Annotated in this window: 14 protein-coding genes; 6 read left to right on the plus strand and 8 right to left on the minus strand. The window is 44.2% G+C overall.

The annotated features are described in order from the left end of the window. Positions 1 to 94: 94 nt before the first annotated feature. Positions 95 to 3100, plus strand: a complete 3006-nt coding sequence (locus P8O70_17245) for a class I tRNA ligase family protein (protein ID MDG2198586.1) — start codon at positions 95 to 97, stop codon at positions 3098 to 3100. Here P8O70_17245 and hrpA read toward each other — a convergent pair whose 3' ends face one another. Continuing rightward, a complete protein-coding gene (hrpA, locus tag P8O70_17250) occupies positions 3101 to 7138 on the minus strand; it encodes an ATP-dependent RNA helicase HrpA (protein ID MDG2198587.1) in 4038 nt (1345 codons plus the stop codon). A gap of 34 nt (positions 7139 to 7172) precedes the next feature. Here hrpA and P8O70_17255 point away from each other — a divergent pair, with 34 nt between their 5' ends. Beyond that, entirely contained in the window at positions 7173 to 7709 is a 537-nt protein-coding gene (locus P8O70_17255; protein MDG2198588.1) for a dihydrofolate reductase family protein, read from the plus strand. A gap of 30 nt (positions 7710 to 7739) precedes the next feature. On the opposite strand, the gene P8O70_17260 is transcribed toward P8O70_17255, so the two are convergent. The 7 genes from P8O70_17260 to P8O70_17290 all read right to left on the minus strand — a co-directional run bounded on the left by P8O70_17260 (position 7740) and on the right by P8O70_17290 (position 15098). Next, positions 7740 to 9518: an ABC-F family ATP-binding cassette domain-containing protein gene (locus P8O70_17260; GenBank protein MDG2198589.1), complete on the minus strand. Its 1779-nt coding sequence runs from the start codon at positions 9516 to 9518 to the stop codon at positions 7740 to 7742. 247 nt (positions 9519 to 9765) lie between these two features. Beyond that, on the minus strand, positions 9766 to 10071 hold the full coding sequence (locus tag P8O70_17265; GenBank protein ID MDG2198590.1) for a hypothetical protein: 306 nt from the start codon (positions 10069 to 10071) through the stop codon (positions 9766 to 9768). Positions 10072 to 10093: 22 nt separating this feature from the next. Then, positions 10094 to 11764 (minus strand): SUMF1/EgtB/PvdO family nonheme iron enzyme, encoded by a 1671-nt coding sequence (locus tag P8O70_17270; protein MDG2198591.1) that lies wholly within the window; start codon positions 11762 to 11764, stop codon positions 10094 to 10096. Then, positions 11761 to 12213 (minus strand): hypothetical protein, encoded by a 453-nt coding sequence (locus P8O70_17275; GenBank protein ID MDG2198592.1) that lies wholly within the window; start codon positions 12211 to 12213, stop codon positions 11761 to 11763. The genes P8O70_17270 and P8O70_17275 overlap by 4 nt, the downstream gene beginning before the upstream one ends. Before the next feature lie 19 nt (positions 12214 to 12232). Then, positions 12233 to 12505 carry a hypothetical protein gene (locus P8O70_17280; GenBank protein ID MDG2198593.1) on the minus strand — a complete coding sequence of 91 codons (273 nt, stop codon included), beginning with the start codon at positions 12503 to 12505 and terminating at the stop codon, positions 12233 to 12235. A gap of 26 nt (positions 12506 to 12531) precedes the next feature. Then, entirely contained in the window at positions 12532 to 13065 is a 534-nt protein-coding gene (gene hpt / locus P8O70_17285; GenBank protein ID MDG2198594.1) for a hypoxanthine phosphoribosyltransferase, read from the minus strand. Further along, a complete protein-coding gene (locus P8O70_17290) occupies positions 13065 to 15098 on the minus strand; it encodes a carboxy terminal-processing peptidase (protein MDG2198595.1) in 2034 nt (677 codons plus the stop codon). The genes hpt and P8O70_17290 overlap by 1 nt, the downstream gene beginning before the upstream one ends. 149 nt (positions 15099 to 15247) lie before the next feature. Here P8O70_17290 and P8O70_17295 point away from each other — a divergent pair, with 149 nt between their 5' ends. The 4 genes from P8O70_17295 (at position 15248) to clpA (ending at position 21790) form a co-directional block, all read left to right on the plus strand. Continuing rightward, positions 15248 to 18151, plus strand: a complete 2904-nt coding sequence (locus P8O70_17295; GenBank protein MDG2198596.1) for an Hsp70 family protein — start codon at positions 15248 to 15250, stop codon at positions 18149 to 18151. Positions 18152 to 18180: 29 nt separating this feature from the next. Next, positions 18181 to 19116, plus strand: a complete 936-nt coding sequence (locus P8O70_17300; protein ID MDG2198597.1) for a serine acetyltransferase — start codon at positions 18181 to 18183, stop codon at positions 19114 to 19116. Positions 19117 to 19226: 110 nt separating this feature from the next. Continuing rightward, complete coding sequence (gene clpS / locus P8O70_17305) at positions 19227 to 19535, plus strand: ATP-dependent Clp protease adapter ClpS (protein MDG2198598.1); 309 nt, start codon at positions 19227 to 19229, stop codon at positions 19533 to 19535. Between the two features lie 17 nt (positions 19536 to 19552). Continuing rightward, on the plus strand, positions 19553 to 21790 hold the full coding sequence (gene clpA, locus P8O70_17310) for an ATP-dependent Clp protease ATP-binding subunit ClpA (GenBank protein MDG2198599.1): 2238 nt from the start codon (positions 19553 to 19555) through the stop codon (positions 21788 to 21790). Positions 21791 to 21867 lie beyond the last annotated feature (77 nt).

The raw sequence follows: 21867 nt of genomic DNA on the forward strand, positions 1-21867 counted from the left end.
GACAGACGGGTCTAGTAGGCCCGTCTTCCCTTCCCTAACGATTACTTTCCATCCCTCCCCGCAATTACCGTCAAGGTTCTGGAGCAAAACATTCATGAAAATTTATCGGGACGCCTCCAAGGAATTTGAGCCCAAATGGCGTCAACATTGGGATACTCAAAAGATTTTTAAGACCCCCAATCCAAGCGAAGAAGGATTTGATAAGCAGCAGCCAAAATTTGTTGTCCTAGACATGTTTCCTTATCCTAGTGGCATTGGATTACACGTAGGACATCCACTTGGTTACATTGCGACTGACATTCTAAGCCGTTTTATGAGAATGCGTGGTTACAATGTCCTGTATTCAATGGGGTTTGATTCCTTTGGGCTTCCCGCTGAACAATATGCAATCCAGACCGGCCAGCATCCCTGGATCACAACGGACAACAATATTCGTAATATGCTGCAGCAACTAAAGATGCTGGGGCTGAGCCATGATCCAACAAGGCGATTCTCAACAACAGATCCAGATTACTTTAGGTGGACGCAATGGATCTTCCTTCAAATCTACCATTCCTACTACGATCCCACTGTAAGTTGGCAGGGACCTGATAGTTACATGTCCCAAGGTAGAGCAAGACCTATTTCAGAACTCAAAGAAAAACTGCTTACTGGTGAATGGCTACTTGATGATGACGGCGCCCCACAACCAGCGGTATATTTGCCTGAGGGTCGACGAGCGAAAGAGGATGAACTGAGAAGCGCTATCGACCAAGCAAGACTCGCTTACGTTGAGGAGTCACCCGTCAATTGGTGCCCTCAATTGGGTACCGTGCTCTCTAACGAGGAAGTAACGAACGAGGGACGCAGTGAACGAGGAGATTACCCTGTTTATCGGAGACCACTTCGCCAATGGAACCTCCGCATCACCTGCTATGCGGATCGATTGATTCAAGATCTGGAAGATGTGAACTGGCCTAATGGTGTGACGGAGATGCAGAAGGCTTGGATCGGCCGAAGCCAAGGAGCCCGCATTGAATTTCCAGTTCAACTAAACAACGGGAAGCAGGAGCGTATCGCCGTATTTACAACCAGACCAGATACACTTTTTGGAGTGACATATCTAGTGCTGGCACCAGAACATCCGCTGGTTCAACTAGTAACTGCCAAGGATCAAGAGTCGAATGTACTCGCTTTCCAAAAGGAATCAGCAAGAATTACATCCCTGTCTGCTGGTGAAGATCTGGAAAAGAACGGCACTCCCACAGGCGGATTTGCAATTCACCCAGTCAGTGGAGATCAGATTCCAATCTGGATTGGTGACTACGTTTTGATGGAATATGGGACAGGTGCTGTGATGGGAGTTCCTGGACACGACGAACGAGATTTCTTGTTCGCCAAAAAATATCAATTACCCATCGTACCTGTAATTCAGCCTCCATGGAACTGGCTCAAGTCAGAGACTCTTCAGGAAGAAGCAAGCGATTGGACTGAAGAACAACTACTGGATCTGTACCGTCTATCCCCAACAGAATTTCAAACTTCTTATACTGGGCCTGGAACCTGTTTCCAATCAACTCATAAGAATTTGAGTATTGACGGACTAGACAATGAAACTGGAAAGTTGAAAGTCGGTGAGTGGCTCGCTGAAAAAGGATTAGGGCGACCACAAGTGCAGTATAAATTACGCGACTGGCTCTTCAGTCGACAACGATACTGGGGAGAGCCCTTCCCAGTCGTTTTTGATATTGAAAATGATCTGCCCTATCCTCTTGATGATAGTGAATTGCCCGTTCAACTACCTGAACTAGATAATTTTGAACCCAAGGGCAGTGAAGACCCTGATTCACTACCTGAGCCACCCTTGGGTCGCGTGAAAGACTGGGTAAATGTCCATGGTGTAATCCTATCGAATCAATGTGTCCGTTTGGTCAGTAAAGAACAGGCATCACAAGGTTTTCTTAAAGTAGAAGGTGAGCGTCTACCAGTTCAGGGTTTTCAAAGGGACATGAATTCCATGCCCAACTGGGCTGGATCCTGTTGGTATTACTTACGTTACATGGACGCTCGCAACGATCATGCAATGGTAAACTCTGATATCGAACGCTATTGGACATTGGATGGAAGTTCTCCAGAACAGAAACCAGCTGGTGCAATTGATCTTTATGTGGGGGGGACCGAACACGCAGTACTACACCTTTTGTATTCGCGCTTCTGGCACAAGGTACTTTATGACCTGGGACATGTTTCAACTAAAGAGCCCTTCCAACAATTATTCAATCAGGGAATGATCACAGCCGATGCTTACAAGGATTCCAGAGGGGCCTATGTTGATATTCATGATGTTGAGGTAAAACACATCAATGGAGAGGCTAAGGCATTCCACAAACCGACGGGAAATGAGCTTGAAATTGATCCTGGGAAAATGGGGAAACGCTACAAAAACGGTATCCCTCCTGAGGAGATTTGTGATCTTTACACTACTGACACCTTCCGATGTTACGAGATGTACCTAGGGCCCCTTGATGCTGGTAAGCCTTGGAAGCAGGAATCGATTATTGGAATTCAACGTTTCTTGGCTGGAGTGTGGAATCTGATGGAGATCACCCTTCCAGATGCTCAAGTCAGTATATCCACGGAACTTGAGCGAATGATGCACAAGACCATCCGCAAGGTAACCGAAGATGTTGGTCGTTTGCGGATGAACACTGCGATCGCAGCGCTGATTGAATGTAAAAACGAATTTGCCCGCCAAGAAAAACTACCCAAAAGTTATTTGAAGAATCTAGTCCTGTTGACCTCACCTTTCGCTCCCCATCTTGGGGAAGAAATGATGTCTATTCTCGAACCAGATGAGCATTCAGCGCAAAAGTCAGTTCTCCGTTACAATTGGCCCAACTTCGATCCTGACAAGTGCTTAGAAGACACCATTGAAGTGCCCTTGATGGTTAATGGAAAAAAGAGAGACGCTATGGCAGTAGCAGTAGATATTAACGAGGAGACTCTTAAAGAGATGGCGATGAGCAACGAAAAGGTACTATCTCACCTCAATGGCAAGTCACCTAAGCGGGTGGTGGTTGTCATGCAACCCAACCGCAAGTTGGTGAACATTGTTGTCTGATCAGGCAACAACTAGGGAAGCTTCGGGGAAATGTTCTTCAAGGAAGCGTGTTAGTCTCTTGACTGAAATAGGCATTGAGGTCTTTAACTCTGGTGCGAATAGAGAGACTCGATACTCTTCTAATAGCCAGAAGAACTCATCTAGATTCTTGCGTTGATTCCAATTCAACTCCATCAACTTCAACTCTTGGTAAACCTTAAGCCAAGGCTGCAACTGTAAGTTTTTCTCTTCATCTTTAACAGGATTGTGATCCAGACGTTCTGTGCGAACTCTGATTCCTTTCAAGTATCTTTGAACATGAGCCCAACGCAAGTAAGGCAATTTTGCAACAAAATTGGTGGGCACTAGATTTTGTAAATGATCCTGTAAACAATTAAGGTCATCCGTATTTTTACTGTACTGACGAATAGCGCCACGAGTCTTCTGTTCTGCCTGCAAAAGCAATCGCAACTGTTCAATGTAACGTGACAATAATTTTGGCAGACGATGCTTCGCTAATTTGAGCTTTGCCTGAAACTCTTCTTCAGATTCCAGCCATTCGAACCCAAACAAGTAATCCAGCAGAGCTTGTTTGGATCCTTGTTTCAGTTGTCCCAAGGTTCCAAAAGGCCTGTATTCATCTCTTAGTTCTTCCAATTTCCAAAGCTCCTGTTCCAGCCAAACTAACTCTGGCCCGACAGCCAAGGCCATCAACTTTTTCATCGCAGGTTGGGTTTTGCGCTGAGCTTCATCTCTAGTGTGAAATAAGGTTCTTAGAATACTACCATCTTCTTGAATCAGTAGGCCCGGGTATGCGTATAGTGGAATACCGTGATTCACCTCAAGTTCGATACGTTGAGGTAAACGCTCAAACGTCCAATTCTGAAGATTATCCAGTTCCCAGAATTTCAATGCGTCCTTCCAAGATCTTAAATCTTCCCTGAATTCTTTGTTATTCCCTCGTTGGCGGAGCTCATCTTTGCGCTTTGAAATTAGCTCTTCGAGATTCCGCCCAGATGAGACAATCTTCTGATTAGTATTTCTGACTTCCACTCTCATCTGGAGATGGGAAGGCAACTCTACATCAGCCCATTGAGAAGGTTTCAATTTAATCTGATAACGCCTTTCAATCAGTCGACATAAACTCACCAAAAAACTTTCATCACATGGTTTCAGTTCGGACGCTAACTTTGCTGAGGTTTCAGGAAGTGGCACAAAGCTCTTCCTAATAGACTTGGGCAAAGCCCTTAAGAAAAATTGGATTTTCTCAGCCCAAATTCCGGGAATCAGCCACTCTAGGGCGTATTCATGTAGGTGCGGAATAGAAGCATCTTGTAACTGCAAAGTTACACCATCAGGTTCCTTTGTCGGCGCAAAAACATAACGCAAGGGCATCTTGAGATCACCGACTTCCCAAAAGTCTGGATATAGCTCACTAGAAGGAGGTTTGAGTGTTGAAGGTGTAATATCACTCTCCTCAAGAAAGAGGAAAGCGCCCTGACCTGATTTTCTTTTTGTTTTCAGAAGGCGATTCAAATCATGGAAGGAGGCAACATTTTGGATTTTTTCCTGGTAGAAAGCTTCTAGCATAGCATCTACTTCTTCTCGAAAATCTCGACGGAGCTTTGCCCCTTTACTCAAAACTAGTTCATGAAGTTCATTGTTGTGCTTGAAAAAAGAATAGTATTGACGCAACCCGCCATCAATTAATGCTTCCCTTACAAAGATTGCTGTAGCTTCAGCTGGATTTACTCGACCGTAACTTACTCTACGTTTTTCAACGATTGTCAGGCCGTACAAAGTCACTCTTTCCCAAGCCTGAACAATCCCTGTTTCAGGATCAAAATGTGCCTCTGAGTAATGCCGCTTACAAAGCTTACCTCCAATTTGCTCTAACCAATCAACCTTGATATTGGCGATCTTTCTTGAGTATAGACGTGAAGTCTCAACTTGCTCTCCAGCTAATATCCACTTTCCAGAGCGTTTATAGACTCCAGAACCTGGAAAGACCCAGAGTTCCTTGCCTCCAATGGAAGTATATTGCTGTTTATCTTTCTGCCTAGCTATGCAATTGAGATAACCGGAAAGAAGTGCTCGATGGATGGCATCATAATCTATTCCGACCTCAAAAATTGACTTGGGCTTAGTTTCCTCTTTGCTAGGACGATTTAATCTAAAATTCCGAATTTCCCTATCGTGAGACTCTTCGGGTCGTGCTTCGACAACTGGCAAGGCTTGCAGGGATTTTAGAGGATACTTTCCAGAATCCTTCAAAATAGAACTGAGTTGGTGATGGATATCTCTCCACTCCCGCATTCGCACAAATGATAGAAAGTGCTGCCGGCAAAACTTCCGCATCTTTTTTTCGGTCTTCAGTTCATTCCACTGTGCCTGGTAAGCCCGCCAGATGCTTAACAGCGTTATGTAGTCTGACTCTCTGCTGACAAAACTACTGTGCATCTGGCGAGCTTTCTCTTTTTCTTCAGCTGGGAACTCTCTTGGATCCTGAATTGACAAACCAGCTGCAATCACCAGCATTTCACTGAGAACAGACTCTTGATGGGCCTGCAGTAACATTCGGGCTGTTTGAGGTTCAATAGGAAGAGTAGCCATTTCTCTACCCAGTGGTGTAAGCTGCATGTTATCAGTGACGGCACCTAATTCACGAAGTAGTTTTTCACCCTCCCTAATTGCGTGACTACCCGGTGGGTCAATGAAAGGGAATTCCCGGATATTCCCTAGTCGCAAATAGAGCATTTGCAAAATCACACCAGCAAGATTGGAACGTAAAATTTCTGGCTCTACATATTCTCGCCGGTTCTGTAAAGATTCTTCTGAATAGAGTCGAATACATGCACCTGGAGCAATTCGACCTGCTCGACCCGCTCGCTGAAGTGCAGAACTCTGTGCAATTGGCTCTACTGGAAGTCGCTGAACCCGATTTTTCGGACTGTATCGGCTAATACGTGCCAACCCAGCATCAATCACATAACGAATTCCTGGAATCGTCAGTGATGTTTCCGCAAGATTCGTTGAAACAATCACTTTGCGTTGGCTGGAATTCTGAAAAATCCGATGTTGTTCTGCTTGGGTCAATCGTCCATAAAGTGGAAGAATTAGAACTGTGGAATTATCCTGTCCAACTCTTTGACAAACCTCACGAATCTCCCCTTCTCCTGCGAGAAAAGCTAAAACATCCCCATCATATGTTGTTTCTAACAATTCCCTGATCGTATCAACTAAGGCATCTTCAACTGTATAATCTCCTTGATTCTCAACTTCGGGATCAATCGGGCGATAATCTATTTCAACTGGATAACTTCTGCCTGACACCTCGATAATTGGTGCACCTGAGAACGCCTCTGCGAATCTGCCAGTATCAATACTAGCTGATGTTATAATGAGCTTTAGATTGCTGCGTTTCGGCTGTAACCTTCGTATGTAACCAAGTAGAAAATCAATATTGAGAGAGCGCTCATGCGCTTCATCAATGATCAATACCTCATAGTTCTCCAAAAACCGATCAGACTGCGTTTCGGCTAATAATGTCCCATCTGTCAAAAGCTGAATAAGTGTGTTTGGGCTAGTTTTATCAGAGAAGCGGATTTTGTAACCAACTTCTTCACCAAGGTTACATTGCAGCTCTCGAGTAATTTGCTGGGCAATGGAAATTGCAGCAACTCTACGAGGTTGAGTACAGCCAATCTTTCCAGCTATGCCATAGCCTGCTTCAAGGCACATCTTAGGTAATTGGGTGGTTTTACCTGATCCCGTCTCACCAGCTACAATTAGAACAGGGTGCTTTTGGATTACACTTATGATCTCCTCTCGGTGATCAAGAATGGGGAGACTTGAGTTATATTCAGGAATTCTATGAAGACTCGCTCTTTTACCACGGAGTGCACTTGATCGTTCAATCCGGATCGCAAGTTTCAGAAGCTCATCTTCATTGAGTCTTTGCTGATGTTCTGCTCTCTTCAATTGTTCAAACTGTCGCCGAAATCGAAACTGATCTCGCAACATCACATTTTGTAACTGGGTTTCTAGTTCTGACAACATGGCTGCCTCAATAGACATACAAAAAAGATCAGAAGTGGAGATCTACATCTTCTTGGCAATCAGCCTAGATGGTTTCATTGCTCGAAATAATGGAGAGATCGATTGGCTGGAGAAATTTAATTCCGATGACCCTAATGAGGATTATGGCTTTGGAGAATTTTTCAAGCGTATGGATTGCTTGGTCATGGGCCGAAAGAGCTTTGAGAAAGTTCTCAGCTTTCAGAAATGGCCTTACACAGGGAAACCTGTTCAGGTATTGAGCCAGACTTTGACATCTCTTCCAATTACCATATCTGGTTTCGCGGAGCTTGCACCAAAACTGACTCCGCACGAGCTTTTGGATTATTGGAAGGGATTAGGATGGCAGCGTATTTACTTGGATGGAGGAGAAGCAGCAAGATCGTTTCTAGAGTGCGGTTTGGTAAAACAACTTAACCTAACACGTATTCCAATCATCTTGGGTACTGGCAAACCACTATTTGGAAATACACTTCCAGAAATCATCCTAAATCACCTCCATACCAGGAGTTTTGATTCAGGATTCGTACAATCAGATTATGAGGTAATTTGAACAATTTGAACTCTGAATTAGAATAATGCCCTAAGCAAACAACTCCTCAAGCTCAGCCCATCGATCATAAAGTTGCTGAACTCTGTCTTCTGCTGCAATCAACTGATTAGAAAGTTCCTGTAGCTTTGCCACATTGTTTAAGTTCTCTGGAGCGTGTAATCGGGCTCCAATCTGGACCACCTCACTCTCTGCTTTTTGGATTTTTCCTTCAATCCTTTGCAATTCTTTTCTGCCTTCATAACTAATCTTTTTACCAACTTGTTGATTCTTTTTCTGGTGTTCAGTTCCTGTGGCTCTCTCTCTCTGGTGCAAATGCCACTGTGCATAATCCGCAAAAAAATCAACGCTTCCATCATCATGTAGACAAATTAGGTAGTCGCTGAGCCGATCCATCAAATACCTGTCATGGGTAATCAACAAAATCGCTCCAGGAAAATTCACTAGACTCTCTTCCAAAACTTCTAGGGTAGAGATGTCTAAATCATTTGTTGGTTCGTCAAGTAGGAGAACATCTGCTGGCTGAAGCATCAGGTTGGCAATCAAAACACGGGCACATTCACCGCCTGAAAGTTGACTGAGGGGAAGAGTCAGCTTTTCTTTCGGAAAGAGGAACCGGCTTGCCCAGGCTGCCACGTGAATAGGACGTTCCTGATAGATGACAGTATCCCCGGCAGGTGATAGGGCCTGTTTAAGCGTTTGGTTCAGTGACAGTTGATCACGATGTTGATCAAAGTGCACCACCTTAAGATTTTCAGCCCAGCGAATTTCCCCCTGATCTGGTCGAAGCTCTTTCTTCATCAACTTCAGGAGGCTGCTTTTTCCACTACCGTTTTGACCAAGTACGCCCAAGCAGACGCCCGCTGGCAGTGTTAGACTCAATTTTGAAAAAAGTGGCTTGGATGGGTACCCGAAAGTTACATCACCTAACTCTATCAATTTTCGAGTTTTCCGATTGGACGCATCAAAGTTGACTCCTACCTGACGGTTTTGTGAGTTGAGCATCCTTAGTTGATCCAACTCTTTTCGTAACACCCCTGCATTTTCAACACGGAAGCGGGCCTTTGTAGTTCTGGCTTTTGGACCTCTTTTCAACCACTCATCCTCGCGACGCATTTTATTGGCCAGTGTCTCTTGCTGTGCTTTCTGGTTCCGGATGAATTCCTCTTTCCTGTCCTGGAAAACTTCGTATGGACCATCAATCCTGAGAAAGCCTGAAGGATAGCTCTTATTCAGTTCAATCGTTTGGTTTGTCGTCTGCTGTAAAAATTCTCTATCATGGCTCACCAAGACGAAGGCGAAGGCTGCCTGCCTTAACAGATCTTCCAGCCAAAGGACTCCCTCCAGATCAAGATGATTTGTTGGTTCGTCCAACAGCAACATATCTGGCTGTTGAATTAATACTTGGCCAAGTGCAACTCGTTTTCTCCAACCGCCAGACAGTTCTCCAACAGGGATTTGCGAATCAATGACACCAAGCGTTCTTAAAATTTCTTGTACTCTGAAAGGTCGCTCTGAAGCACTGACATGCTGGGGAATTTTCTCTTCCAAACATTCTTGAACCGTAGCTGAATTCGAGAAGGCTTCCGTTTGTGCAAGATAGGTCATCTCACATTGTCTATTTCTAGAAAGAACTCCGTCATCTGGTTCTTCCATACCTGCAAGAATCTTCAAAAGCGTAGACTTACCCGAACCATTTGGGCCAATTAGCCCAACTTTTTCATTTGTGTTAAAACCAAAGCTCAACCCCTGAAAAAGGGGCAGTAATCCGTATGACTTGGTCAAGCCTTGGACGCTGACTAGAATGCTCATTTTAAGGTGTTAGAAGAGAAGACTTGGTTACAAATTAAACCAAGCAAAGTTAGAGATATTGAGAAAAGAGCCCACTTCCTTTGTTGGTCCAGAGGGATTTTTTGCGCTTCCCAATCATGGGGATATTAATTTTGCCGAACCCCACATCCAAGGTGTAACTTACATTCAGTCCATTTTTGGATGTGCTGACACTCAAACCGTTCTTATGAGCCTTAAGGACTCTATAAGAAAATCCTATATCTTTCAATTATTCCTCGTCAATCTCTTCCTTGCCAAAGGTCAAAACCTTGGTGGAAAAGGCTACTGTTATTTCAAAATTTTCGTCATTAATTGTGGTCATTTCCACGAGTTCATCGTCGATTTTTGCAATCAGTTCTTCTGTCTCAGATTCAGACAAAGCTTGCTCCATTACCACCAACCCATTGACCAAACCGTAAAGCGAGTAATGAATATCTACCCTTCCTACCGGGCCTTTTTCAACTTGGTCACTAATGAAGATACCATAGATTTCCGAATGCGGAGTGCGCATATATCTGTGAAATTGAAATACCATTTTTCTCAGAAAATTTTGATCGTCAGTAATGTTTTCGAACAAGTCTGAGACCGAATCGATCACGACTGCTGCGAGGCTGTTGGCGAGCACTGCATCGGATGTGCTTCGTTTCGGTAACTGGAAGTAGATTGACAACACCACCTCCCCTTATCACATTACCTCTTCCTTTCTGGGAAAGAGGATTGAGTTCAGGCAGATCACGATAACTTTTTTGATATTTATCTGCAGTCCACTCCGCCACATTTCCACTGAAATCAAACAAACCAAAACTATTTGGTGGATAACTTCCGACAGCTTGGATTGGCACGTTGGAGTAAGCAGAAGCTTTTTCAGAAATTTCATCTTCACCATTCCCAAATCGAACTTTTCTTCCTCCTTCACGGCAGGCATATTCCCACTCAGCTTCTGTAATCAAGCGAAATTCTCCACCTGCGCTTTTTTCATTCAATTTATTGAGGAACCGATTAGTCTCTGCGAGAGTTACTTCCACAGGGTATCTTGATGAAGCATTTCGGCTGGCTGGTTTCCCCATGACTCGTTCCCAGGCTTGCTGGGTAACTTCTGTAGTACTGACCCAATAGGGGTCGAGCACAACATTTCGAACCCATTTTTCATCAGAATTTCCTTCTCCGAAGATATCACCCATCTCAAATTGTCCCTCTGGAATGAAGTGGTATTCCATTTTGGTCACAGGATCTATCCAAGATGATTTTGAGGGAGTACCTTCTGGCTTTGATGGCTTTATCAGGGATGCATGTGAAGAATCTGGATCAACAGCGGTTTTGGAAGTTATCTTTGAATTAGTCTTTGGCGATGTCTTAACTTGAAGTCCGCTGTAGGCGACAGGGGCTAACTGGACACTACTAGTCTCAAGGGTTTCACCTTTCCAATTCTGCAACCGATAAGTTAGGACTATCCCTTTAGCTGTAATTATGTATTCACCACGGAGAATAAATTTTGACTGAGCAGGACGACTGACTTCTCTAAGTTGGCTGGCAAGCCGACTGCGAAAGACTTTGGCTAACTCTGTGATTTCCTCTGATCCACTAAGTAATGGAGGATAGACATAAACCTTTTCAAGGTCTTTCCATGGATCGGCAAATATCTGAACAGCAACTTCGATAGTCTGTGGATTTTGTTGGAGTTGCTTAATTCGATCATTAATTGATGTGACAGTTATTATAAGTTGAGGTAGTTCTGCACCAAGATAGCGCGCAATCAGTCGCAGCAACTTAAGTTCTTCGAGGACAAGTAGAGCGGCTTTCAAGCTGGGGATCACACGAATTGGATCGCTAATCTTTCCAATCTTCCAAGAATCATCTAATTCCTTTGTTAGTTCATCAATTCTGACTTCGTAGAGTGGTAGAGAGGTAGCAGCGTCAAGGCTTGCAGTAGCGAAGTAGGTCCCATCTTTTTCAGTGATTTCAATCGTGCTACCAAGGAGAGGTAGTTCTGAAGTGACACTCAGCCGTTGGCTTGAAGTTTGGTTGAATTCCTCATTTCGCAGTTCTTGAATTGAATCAATCTGGCTCTCGACATTAGCAGCTATTCTAAAGGATAGTTCTGCGAGTGCTGCTTGCTGTGCCTCTTCAGAACTTAGACCATCCCCAGTTGCCCGCAGAGAAACTTGTTGTCCATTGACAACAACTGGGATCATCAAGAACCACCATAACCCAAGAAAGAGTCTGTTCATAAGAGACTTTTAGTGTTTTCTTGGATTTTCTCACCTAGTTGTTTTGAACCCTCCTTCGTCTTCTCCCACAGTTCTTTCAAAGAATTTCCGACTGCTGAATCGTCCTCACTTTTCTTTTCTGAATCAGAAAAATTCCACCAAACACTCGAGTTGTCAGGATTTTTCTTGGACTGTTTCAGTTCATCATATTTTTTTGTCGACCATTCCTTAGTGGTTTCCCAGCCATCTTTTGCTTTTTCTTCTAAATTCTCTCGTAGCGGCTCACTATCATCCCAAAGCTCAACAGATTTTTCACTAATCGCCTCCCTAAGAGGTTCATTATCATCCCAAGTACTTCGTACAGTTTCACTTACTGTATCGGCAGCATCTTTAGACTTATCCCACAAGTCTATGGCTCCCTCTTTGAGATATTGATCATCGATAGCCCATAGAGAAGAATTTGTCAGCAATAGTGAGATGATCAGGATCTTAGCCTTCTTCATCTTCCTGACTAGAAACTTTGTTTGCGTGGTAATCTTGCTGCAGTTCCTTAAATTTCTGACTACCAGTGTCTTTGACTTGCTGCCATAGTGTCATCATCAACTCCTCCACATCAGTATCAGTTGATTTCGCTGTTAGAAAAGCTAAATTCTGCAAGATTGCTTCAAGGTAGGCTCGGTTTTCCAGAGTGAGTTGTAGCAAAAGTTGATTTGCCTCATCTTGAGATTCAAAGTTCCAGTTTGGACGAATTTTGACACTCATATAGATGACTTTTTGGAGGGTTAATATCAGTCTAAACAGCGGATGTCAGGCACTTCCCTGTAGCGCTCTGCGTAATCCAAACCGTAGCCGACAACAAAGCGGTTAGGAATTTCAAAACCAATGTACTTGGGTTCAATCTTAATATCCCTAGGGATCTGCTTAGATAAAAGCGTACAAACTTCGAGGGAAGCTAAATTTTCTGACCGTAGGTGCCCCAGAATTTTCTGCAGAGTCAACCCGCTGTCGAGGATGTCTTCAACGACTAAAACATTTGCATGTCGTAGATCAGGCAGTTCAGAAAGTTGCAATTGTCCAGAACTGACCTTCGCATCTTTGTAGCTTGAGGCTCGAATGAATTCGATACGGCAAGGAATCGAAAGTTGTCTTGCCAGATCTGCACAGAAAAGAAACGAACCTTTGAGAACGACAAGCAGTACCAAAGGTTGATTCTTATAGTCTTGGCTAATTTTACGTCCTAATTCTTCCACACGTTTTCGGATTCGGTCTGCGTCAATCAGAACTGGCAGAGTGTTAGAAGGAAGAAATTCTGTTTCACTCATTAATTCTGAACCTCCACACGTTGCTGCAACTGAATATAGTCTTCTAAGATGGCCATGCTTTCCAAAAGATAGGCATCATTCCGAATGGTTGTCTCTTCATTTGAAGCAGTCTCATCCTCGGAATCTTCTTGTGTGGTATTCTTCATAGTCTTCTGGGCACTGGCCATCTCTTCGTCTCTCTCTTCTTTTCGCTTTGCTGCGTCTTCCTGCATTTTCAAAATACTGGTGTACTCCAGCGGTTTAACATTGGTCAAAAATTCCTGAACATTCTCTTCAATTTCTTTGAAATCTGTATCCTTGGTAAGTCGCTCATGTGAATACTGCTGCAACTCATTAATGTAGCGTCGAATGTTACCGACAGGTGTGTATGAGATTGGTGAGATCGCTTTCCAAGGCAGAGCATTTTCTAAAGTGGATTCCCCAAGATCACGAGCATTATTAATCGAAGGTAAGATCATGTCTGTTTCCACACCACGATTTTGTGTGGACCACCCAGAGACCCTATAAAATTGGGCAATGGTCACTTTCAGAGCCCCATAGCCCTCAGGAAGTTGCACAATGTTTTGTACAGTACCTTTGCCAAATGTAGTACGGTCCCCAACCAAGATTGCTCGTTGGTAGTCATGCATTGCTCCCGCTAGGATTTCGGAGGCAGATGCACTGAAGCGATTTAGCATGACCAACAGCGGACCTTCATAAATAGCTTCTTCTCGACTGCGATGGACTGTAATCCGCGCACCACTGGCCTGACGGACAATGACGATTGGCTTACGTCCGACAAACAAGCCGGCCATCGTGATGGCTTCGTCAAGACCACCACCGCCATTATTTCTAAGATCTAAAATCACTCCATCAACCCCATCCCCCTTAAATTGCTCCAAATGAGCGCGAACATCGCGGGATGAACTCTTGTAGTTGTTCGGATTCTGTCTTCGGTCATTAAAATCAACATAGAACGAAGGTAGTTCAATAACACCTATTTTGTAAGCCGAGGGACTTTCCTCCGAAGATGCGGTCGGTTCAAAAATTTCTGCTTTGGCTTCGCCATCCTTCAGAATAATTTTATCACGAACAATCGCAAAATTGAGGTTATCAAATCCGTTTTCATTCTTACGCATAACTTGAAGACGAACGGTAGTTCCACGCTGCCCACGGATCAGCTCAACGACATCATTCAAGCGCATATCAATGACGCTTTCGAATGGTTCTGTACCTTGTGCAACAGCAATGATCCGATCATCGACAGCCAATTTTCCATGCCGTGCAGCTGCACCACCAGGAATAATTGAGTTCACAACGGTGTAGCCATCTTCCCAGCGCAACACCGCACCGATACCATCCAAAGAGAGTTTGATCGAAATATCAAAATTCCTTAGATCCTCCGCAGCCATGTAGGTCGAATGAGGATCATAGGCTCGTGTAAGTGCATTTAGATAAAGCGCTATTACATCATCGTCAGTGTACTGAGAATAATCCTTCCAGACTGAGCGAATACGCTTTAATAAGCGGTCCCTGGCCTCTTGATCCGTATTGCCTGCTAACTTGAGCGTCAGTAGGTCAAACTTTGTTTTCAGCCTCCAAGTCTGTTTCGCTTCGTCTTCATTCTTAGAATAGGGTTCATCTTTCCGATCAATTCTCCATTGACCATCTTTTTCGAAGTCAAACTCGTCTTCCAGAAAAGATTCCAGCATCGATTGACGTTGACTAAGCCTGGTTAGGAATCGTGTGAAGACGTCCATTGCCCAAGTAACATCACCACGCCGAAGCATGTCATCCAAACTGGTCTCTTTAGCTCGAAACTCTTTCACATCGGATTCCAGGAAGTAGTAATGTCCAGAATCCAAGGAATCTAGGTAGAGCTGAAAAATCCTTTTGGACAATTCATCATTTAAAGGCTCCTGAGCATAGTGCAACGATGTAAATCGCTCCACAATCCCTCGAACAACCGCCTGATTGAGCTTGTCTTCCTCAGCCACTCCGGTATTTCCTCCCAGAAATACAAGAAGCAGCAAGCTAGCTATAAGTTTTTGCATGTTGATTTGAATTTTAAGCTTTGGTTACTTGAAGAAGATAAATCTTATTCCATGATTGCCCCAAAAGTTCAAACGAATTGCCAGAGTTACCATGGCCACTAGAGCATCTAAAGATATCATGAGATCAAGCCTCTTTTGAAGAAAACATCATGAAATTGCCCACATCGAGATTTAGAATCGGAATTGATCTTGGTACCAGCAACAGTGCACTTTGCTATTTAGACCAGGAAGATCTTACAAATCAACTGCACTGTTTTGAAATTCCACAGTGGATTGGCAATGGCGAGTGGTACAATCAGAAGACCTTACCTTCTCATGCATTTTTATTGACCAAAGAAGAAAAACTTTCTGGTCGCTATCAATTGCCTTGGTCAGAGGATTCTGAACCTGATTTAGCTACTGGAGAATGGGCCCGGCAACAGCAGGTGCTCCGACCTGGGCGGAATATTCATTCTGCGAAATCATGGTTATGCTACCACAATTTAAATCCAGAAGCAGAGATTCTCCCTAAGAGTGACCAGCCGGATCTCAGACGCTATTCTCCACTGGCTGCGAGTTCACTATTTCTTCAGCATCTTAGAGATTCGTGGAATCACAAAATTGCCAAAGACAGAACCGAACTGCGGCTGGAAGAACAAAAAATTGTGCTTACGGTTCCAGCCTCTTTTGACGAAGTGGCCCGAGAGTTCACCCTCCGTTCCGTCAAAATGACAGGACTAAAAAACATTACGCTGCTGGAAGAGCCTCAGGCGGCCTTTTACTCATGGATTGCTGAAAATTTAGAGGCTCATGATTCCCTAAAAACATTATCAGATTATTTCACAAACTCCGAAAATATTGTCTTAGTTGTTGATATCGGTGGTGGAACAAGCGATTTCAGTCTCGTCAAAGTAAAGATGCCGGATGATCCCAAAGAGAATCCTGAGATGGAACGTCTGGCTGTCAGCGACCATATCTTACTGGGTGGGGATAATTTGGATTTAGCCCTAGCAGCACATGTTGAGCAACAACTGACTGGACAACAGAGAAAACTATCCCCCCGTCTTTGGGAGGCACTCACAGCCCAATGCAGAAGAGCAAAGGAAATACTTTGGACAACTGAACAGGATCAGTTTCCGATCACTATTGCCGGAAAAGGGAGCAGACTGATTGGAAAGACAAAGAACTATATTCTTTCCCAAAAAGAATTCGAACAAATTATCTTGGATGGTTTTTTCCCTGAACTGGACTGGGATGCTGATTTACCAGCCAAGAAGATTCAGGGATTGCGAACCCTTGGACTCCCATACGCCAGTGACACCGCAATTACTCGACATCTGCTGAGATTTTTAAGGAATCACTGCTCCCAAATTGAACCAGAGCGCTTTCCTACTCACGTACTTTTCAACGGTGGGACACTTGAGCCTTCTTTGCTTCAGGAGAAAATCCGGTGTCTACTAGAAAAATGGGGCTCTCAACTAGGAGAAACTGAGAAAAGTGTTCAGGTGCTTCCTCAAGAGCAAATGCAGTTGGCTGTTGCCAAAGGGGCAACTTATTACCATCTTGTTCGTGAGGGTAAAGGTCTGCAAATCAAAGGAGGGAGTGCTCGAAGCTACTATGTCTCACTGCTGGTTGATGGAATGGAGCCTGGTTCACAAAACCTAGCTTGGTTGTGCATCTTGCCTCAACAAGCCTCAATTGAGGAATATCAGGAAGTGCAGGGACACACCCTTGAAATTGCCGTAAATCAACCTGTTCAATTTGAGATGAGGGCGTCCAGTATCCGAACGCAGGACCACTTGGGTGATATAATGCAACTTGAACAAGAACAATTGGAACGTGATTTTACTGAACTTCCACCGATTCAGACATTTCTGGGAATAGACCGCAATCGGCTTCCCAAAAAAGCCACAACGCTGGGAATCCAAATCCGAGCAAAGTTGAATGAGATAGGGACCCTCAGCCTAGAGTGTGTTAACCACCACTTAAGAGAAGAATGGCGTCTTGAATTCCATATCCGAGAATCTGTACCAGAGGTAATTCAACCCGATCAAAGCATCACTGTTGGTAATCAATGGGTACCTCCTAGCAATTGGGATGATGTTCAGAAGACTCTGCAAAGCTGGTTTGGTAAGAGAAGCCGCCAAGAAAATCTGCCCTTGAGCCTAAACAAACAACTGGAGGCGTTACTGGGTCTCCGATCTGGGTGGCCACTACCGCTTTTGCGAGAAATTGCTGATCAATTACTCAGTGGAATGGGAACTAGAGTTCGTTCTGTAAACCATGAAATGAATTGGTTGAAAATCTGTGGATTCTGCCTGCGCCCAGGATTTGGATTTCCAAATGATGAGCTACGTATCAAGCAACTGACAGAGTGGATTGATCGGGGACCACAGTTTCGAAAAGAGAGAAACGTAGAAGTTGAGTGGTGGATTTTTTGTCGCCGTGTAGCCGCGGGACTACCTCCACAAACCCAAGAAGCCATCTTCAAATCTTTGGAAGAGCGATTGGTCGAAGGGAATCGTAAGCCAAGGTCTTCAAAACTTCCAAAAGGGAAAAGGCCTGCATCTATTTCTCCAAGCGCTCTCAACGAATTATGGTTGTTACTTAGCAACCTAGAATCAGTACCACACGAGAAGAAGAGAATTCATGGCAAACAGTTACTCGATCGCTTGGAGAAGGGGCAAAATACAGGAATTGAGGGACTCTGTCTGGCCCGCTTTGGTTCACGTGAATTAGTGCATGCAGGTTCTTTGTATGCAATACCTCCCAAAGAAATTGAATCTTGGATAAAAAGTTTGGTTGAAATCCATCATCAAAAACCGATTCAAGAGTTACCATTGGTTCTGACTAAGCTGGGGCAGTTTACCGGAGACCGACACAGAGATATTTCTCAAGATCTTCGAAAAGAACTGATTGCTTTCGTAGAATCCTATGATGAAGATGGTACCCTGGTACGATTACTTAACGAAGAATCAAAGAGAGATACTGTGGAGATTCTACAAAGCAACTTGCAGAACTGGTTGTTTGGTGATGAACTACCGATAGGTTTGAAATTGACTAAATCATCCTGAAAACCAGTCATGATTCTTCTCAGTTAGTTATGCAAACAGAGTTACGACTTCGGAAGGCAGTGGATGCCTTACTAGACTCCTATCATAGTCATCCAGAAATTCAGAGCATCGGCTGCTCTGGTCTGCCTGCTCGAGAAAGCATCGTTCAGTTGGCCAATGATTTACAGGTTTTGCTGTTCCCGGGTTTGCTCAGGCAAGAACAACTTGATGCGATCAGTTTACCTTATTGGTTAGGCCAAAAAAGCGCCTCAATCTTCTACAGATTACGTGACTATCTGGAGCAAGTGATCTGCTGGCAAAGCAGACAGGAGGGATTACCCCAGCCACCAGTAGGAGCCTGCAGTGAAAGAGCTGAAGAAATTTCTCTCAACTTGCTCGAGACTCTTCCAGAAATGAGAGAAGTTTTGGCTGAAGACGTCGAAGCAACCTTTGCAGGTGACCCAGCCGCCAATGATCGTAAGGAAATCGTTCTGGCCTACCCTGGAATACACGCCCTTAGCATTTATCGTATTGCCCATTTCCTCCACAACTATGAAATCCCGCTAATGCCCCGGATTCTCAGTGAGCATGTTCATTCATTGACCGGAATCGACATCAATCCAGGTGCCTGGATTGGACGTGGTGTGATGGTTGATCACGGCACTGGCATCGTCATTGGTGGCACCGCGGTGATTCACGACCAAGTGCGCATTTACCAAGGGGTAACACTTGGAGCATTCAGTCCAATACAGCATAAGAATGAACCACATCTCAAACGGCACCCAACTATTGAGCGTGAAACCATTATCTATGCTGGTGCCACGATTCTAGGGGGCAATACCGTAGTGGGGGCTCGTTCAATTATTGGTGGTAATGTATGGCTAACTCACAGTGTACCTCCAGATAGCCGAGTATATATCCAAGAACCTGGTCAGCAGCGTACTGAAGTTCGTGCTGGTTTAGAGATGAGACCTACAGGAACCTGAACGACAAATCCCTCGATATGAAACGGTATATTATTGAACTTATTTAGGAATTCATCTAAATGTTGCTGGGATTATCACAAAGGAAATTTCCCGGTAAGCCAAAAATAAGAATGAGTAAGTTTAAGCCTCAAGAAGACCTCGTCACACTGACGAAACAGAAAGTAAAACCACCGGTTCAGTTTAAAGTCCTACTGCATAACGATGACTACACCACAATGGATTTTGTGGTACGTGTTTTAGAGGCGGTCTTCCACAAAAAGGCTGAAGAAGCGATTCAGATTATGTTACAGGTCCACAAGACTGGTGTCGGTATCTGCGGTGTCTACTCCTATGAGGTGGCAGAAACCAAAGTTGAAGCTGTTCATGAGATGGCTCGTCAAAACGAGTTTCCTCTCAGAGCAAGTATGGAAGAAGTTTGATCTGACAGGAATCCCATATGTTCACGAGAGATTTAGAAATGTGCTTGATGGCTGCACAAAGTGAAGCCAAGGATCGACGCCATGAGTACCTTTGCGTAGAGCACATTCTTTATGCCCTATTGCACAATGACAATGGGGTAAGAATTATTAGAAGTTGTGGAGGCAACGTTGATCGAATCAAAGAAGATCTGGAAGATTTTTTTGATCAACAAGAAACCATGCGAGAAGAGGGATCCAATCCTCAACAAACTAGAGCGGTTCAACGTGTTCTCCATTTAGCAATCATGCACGTTAATAGTTCTGGTAAGGCATCTGCTGACGTTGGGGACATCCTTGTGGCAATTCATCGAGAATCCCAATCTTATGCTTCCTATTTTCTGCAGAAAGAGGGCATTACGAGGCTCGATCTACTGAATTACATCTCACATGGGATTGCCAAGGTCGCTGTCGAGGATGAAGAAGAAAACCATAATTTTGATAGTACAGACGAAGAAGAAAGCTCCCAGGGACGTGGGGAGCAGGATGCCCTCAAACACTACACCACAAACCTAACAAAGCTTGCCGAAGAAGATCGCATTGACCCCTTGATTGGACGTGATGCGGAGTTAGACCGAACAATCCAGATTCTCTGTAGGCGTCGGAAAAATAATCCCATCTACGTGGGTGATCCTGGGGTCGGAAAAACTGCCATTGCGGAGGGTCTTGCCTTACGCATATTCTGTCAAGAGGTTCCTGAACTACTGGAAGGATCTGAAATTTATGCGCTTGATATCGGGGCACTCTTAGCCGGTACAAAATTTCGTGGGGACTTTGAGCAACGCATCAAAGCAGTGTTAAAATCTTTGCAGCAGAAGCCAAAATCTATCCTCTTTATCGATGAGATTCACACGATCATTGGAGCCGGAGCGACTAGTGGTGGATCCATGGATGTCTCAAACTTGCTCAAGCCAGCTTTGGCAAAGGGTGAAATTCGATGCATAGGTTCTACAACCTATGATGAATACAAAAAACTTTTCGAAAAAGACCGAGCTCTATCAAGACGCTTTCAGAAAATCGACATTGATGAACCCTCAATTGAGGAAACCTTCTTAATTCTCAAGGGACTAAAGAATCGTTACGAGGAACATCACGAACTCCGCTATACCGTTTCTTCCCTAAGAACAGCCGCTGAACTGTCTGCAAAATACATTAATGACCGCTACCTGCCTGACAAGGCTATCGATGTTATTGACGAAACTGGTGCTGCTATTCGGCTGAAAGGAGCGGGCCGCAAAACTGTTAATTCCCAAGACATTGAAAAGGTGATTGCCAGTATTGCGCGGATTCCAATTGAGCGAATGAATAGTTCTGACAAGGAAAAGCTCAAAGATCTTGAGAAAGAACTCCAACTTCAGGTCTTTGGGCAGGACAATGCGATCCATGCATTGGTTCAAGCCATCAAACGTTCTCGAGCTGGCTTGCGACAAATTGATCAACCAATTGGCTCTTTCTTATTCACTGGCCCTACAGGAGTTGGGAAAACTGAGTTGGCCAAGCAATTGGCACAAATTACAGGCATTCATTTCCAACGCTTCGACATGAGTGAATATATGGAGAAGCATACTGTGTCCCGGTTGATCGGAGCACCTCCAGGATATGTCGGTTATGATCAAGGAGGACTGCTTACCGATGCGATTCGTAAGCATCCCCACACTGTATTGCTGCTGGACGAGATCGAAAAAGCTCACCCGGATATCTTCAATATTTTGCTTCAGGTGATGGATCACGCTACTCTCACAGACAACAATGGCCGAGAAGCAGACTTCAGAAATGTAGTTTTGATTATGACGTGTAATGTGGGTGCTAAGGAAATGGCTTCCTCGGTGATTGGATTTGGAAGTCAGTCTCCAACGACTCCATCAAAACAAGCTCTAGAGCGCACATTCAGTCCAGAGTTTAGAAATCGATTGGATGCGATTATTTCCTTCGCACAGTTACCAAAAGAAGTCGTCCAGCTCATCGTTGACAAATTGATCATCCAGCTAGAGATCAAACTGCAACAGAAAAAAGTAACGATCAATGTCAGTAACAAGGCCAGAGATTGGCTAGCTAATAAGGGTTATGATCCTCATTTTGGAGCACGTCCGATGAAGAGAGTCATTCAGCAGGAAATCGAAACAGTTCTTGCCGATGAAGTTCTATTTGGAAATCTAGAAAACGGAGGAGAGGTAACGATTGGCCTCAAAGCCGACAAGCTAACTTTTAAATATAATTGAACAAATAGTTCATACAAATTTCAGGGAACATCGAATTTTGAAGCTTTTACAAAATCAGCACTACGTGTGTTGAACTT

Source organism: SAR324 cluster bacterium (assembly GCA_029245725.1).
GTDB lineage: Bacteria > SAR324 > SAR324 > SAR324 > NAC60-12 > JCVI-SCAAA005.